This window comes from Clostridium drakei (genome assembly GCF_000633595.2).
In the GTDB taxonomy this organism is placed as follows: domain Bacteria; phylum Bacillota; class Clostridia; order Clostridiales; family Clostridiaceae; genus Clostridium_AM; species Clostridium_AM drakei.
Map to the genome: position 1 here is coordinate 1 of NZ_JIBU02000109.1, position 1,745 is coordinate 1,745.

A 1,745-nucleotide genomic window follows, 5' to 3' on the forward strand; every position below is an offset into this window, starting at 1 on the left:
AGTTGATACTAGTGAAGCAGGATATATTGTAACTAATGATAAGATGGAAACTAATATTGATGGTGTATTTGCAGCAGGAGATATTAGGGAAAAACCATTGAGACAGGTAGTTACAGCTGCTGCTGATGGTGCTATAGCTGCTGTACAAGCAGAGAAATATATAGAAAATAATTTTGAAGAATAGTAGGAGGAGTTAATATGATAATTTTAGATAAAGAGACATTTAAAGGTGAGGTTTTAGAATCTGAAGGTTATACACTTGTTGATTATTATGGAGATGGTTGTGTACCTTGTCAGGCTTTGTTGCCAGATATAGAGGAATTATCAGTTAAATTTGAAGGAAAAGTTAAATTTTGTAAATTAAACACTACAAAGGCTAGAAGATTAGCTATTTCACAAAGAGTGCTAGGACTTCCTACAATTATACTTTATAAAGATGGAGAAAAAATTGAAGAAGTCATAAAGGATGATGCTACAAAAGCAAACATTGAAGCAATGATTATTAAAAATATTGGTGCTTAATTAAATTTAACAGGTAATTTATGAGCGGGAGCAAATGGGTAAAATTAATCAGTGTTTCCGACTAAAAGGAGGCTAATGCCCTAAATGGGCATTGGCGGGTAATTCATGAGCGGAAGCGAATAGGGTTAATTACCCAGTGTTTCCGACTAAAAGGAGGAAAAAATTATGAGTTTATTAGAAGGAAAAAAGATAATTGCAATAGGTGACAGGGATGGAATTCCAGGTCCAGCTATCGAAGAATGTGCTAAAAGTGCGAAAGCAGAAGTTGTATTTGCTTCCACAGAATGCTTTGTTTGAACAGCCGCAGGTGCTATGGATCTGGAGATCCAACAAAGAGTAAAAGATTTAACTGAAAAGTATGGTGCTGAAAACGTGATTGTAATAATAGGAGGAGCTGAAGCAGAGGCTTCAGGACTATCAGCAGAAACTGTAGCCGCTGGAGATCCAACTTTCGCAGGACCACTTGCTGGAATTGCATTAGGTCTTGGAGTATATCACGCAGTAGAACCAGAAGTTAAAGCTGAATTTGATGCAGCTATTTATGATGAGCAGTGTGGAATGATGGAAATGGTTCTTGATGTTGATGAAATTATCAGTGAAGTAAAACCAATTAGAGATGAATATTCAAAATATAATAAATAGTTATCAGTAGCTTTAGCAAGCTAAAAATAGCATGCAGAAATGCATGCTGTTTTTGAATATACAATAAGTGAACATAATGAATGGAGGTTTTAAAAATGAGTTTTCCAGTAATAAAAAAAGCAGCTTATGTGTTAGTAAACACACCAGACATGATATTGCACAATGGTACTACTCAAACCCTAGAAAGAGAAACAAATCCAGAATCAGAATATTTAAAAGAGATACAAAATCACTTAAGATCTTTTGAAGATGTTGTTAGTTATGCACCAAATCAAACTTATATAGGAAACATGACTCCAGAAGAATTAAGTGAAAGAAAAAGACCATGGTATGATGAAAAGGTTGAAGGTTTGTCCAGATTTGGTAAGTTTGGTGAAATCATGCCTCAAGATGAGTTCTATGGTTTGATGAAGATAAGTGATGTATTTGATCTTGTTTTGTTAGAGAAGAATTTCACAGAGTCTGTTAGAGAAAAGTTTAAGTCTCATGCTGTTTTAAAGATTAAAGCTGACGAGTTAAAAGAAGGAATAGACTTGCCTGAAATAGAGAAGCTAATAGAAAATCATATAGCTGAAGGGTTA

The 1,745-nt window shown here is 34.4% G+C and carries 3 protein-coding genes and 1 pseudogene; all 4 read left to right on the forward strand.

Annotated elements, in window-relative coordinates; translation table 11 throughout:
• Positions 1 to 184, forward strand: a 184-nt coding sequence (locus tag EG57_RS0224975; RefSeq protein ID WP_032079785.1) for an FAD-dependent oxidoreductase, incomplete at its 5' end; no start/stop codon positions are given.
• A gap of 14 nt (positions 185 to 198) precedes the next feature.
• Positions 199 to 522, forward strand: coding sequence for a thioredoxin TrxA (gene trxA / locus EG57_RS0224980; RefSeq protein ID WP_032079786.1), 324 nt, complete (start codon positions 199 to 201; stop codon positions 520 to 522).
• Positions 523 to 687: 165 nt separating this feature from the next.
• Positions 688 to 1,164, forward strand: a complete 477-nt coding sequence (gene grdA / locus EG57_RS0224990; protein ID WP_084572332.1) for a glycine/sarcosine/betaine reductase complex selenoprotein A — start codon at positions 688 to 690, stop codon at positions 1,162 to 1,164.
• Positions 1,165 to 1,259: 95 nt separating this feature from the next.
• A pseudogene (locus EG57_RS0224995) lies at positions 1,260 to 1,745 on the forward strand (glycine/sarcosine/betaine reductase complex component C subunit beta); the annotation flags it as partial.

What these genes read in the sequence shown, in the direction of transcription:
- trxA (WP_032079786.1), top strand. Translation starts at nt 199, where the DNA reads ATGATAATTTTAGATAAAGAGACATTTAAAGGTGAGGTTTTAGAATCT.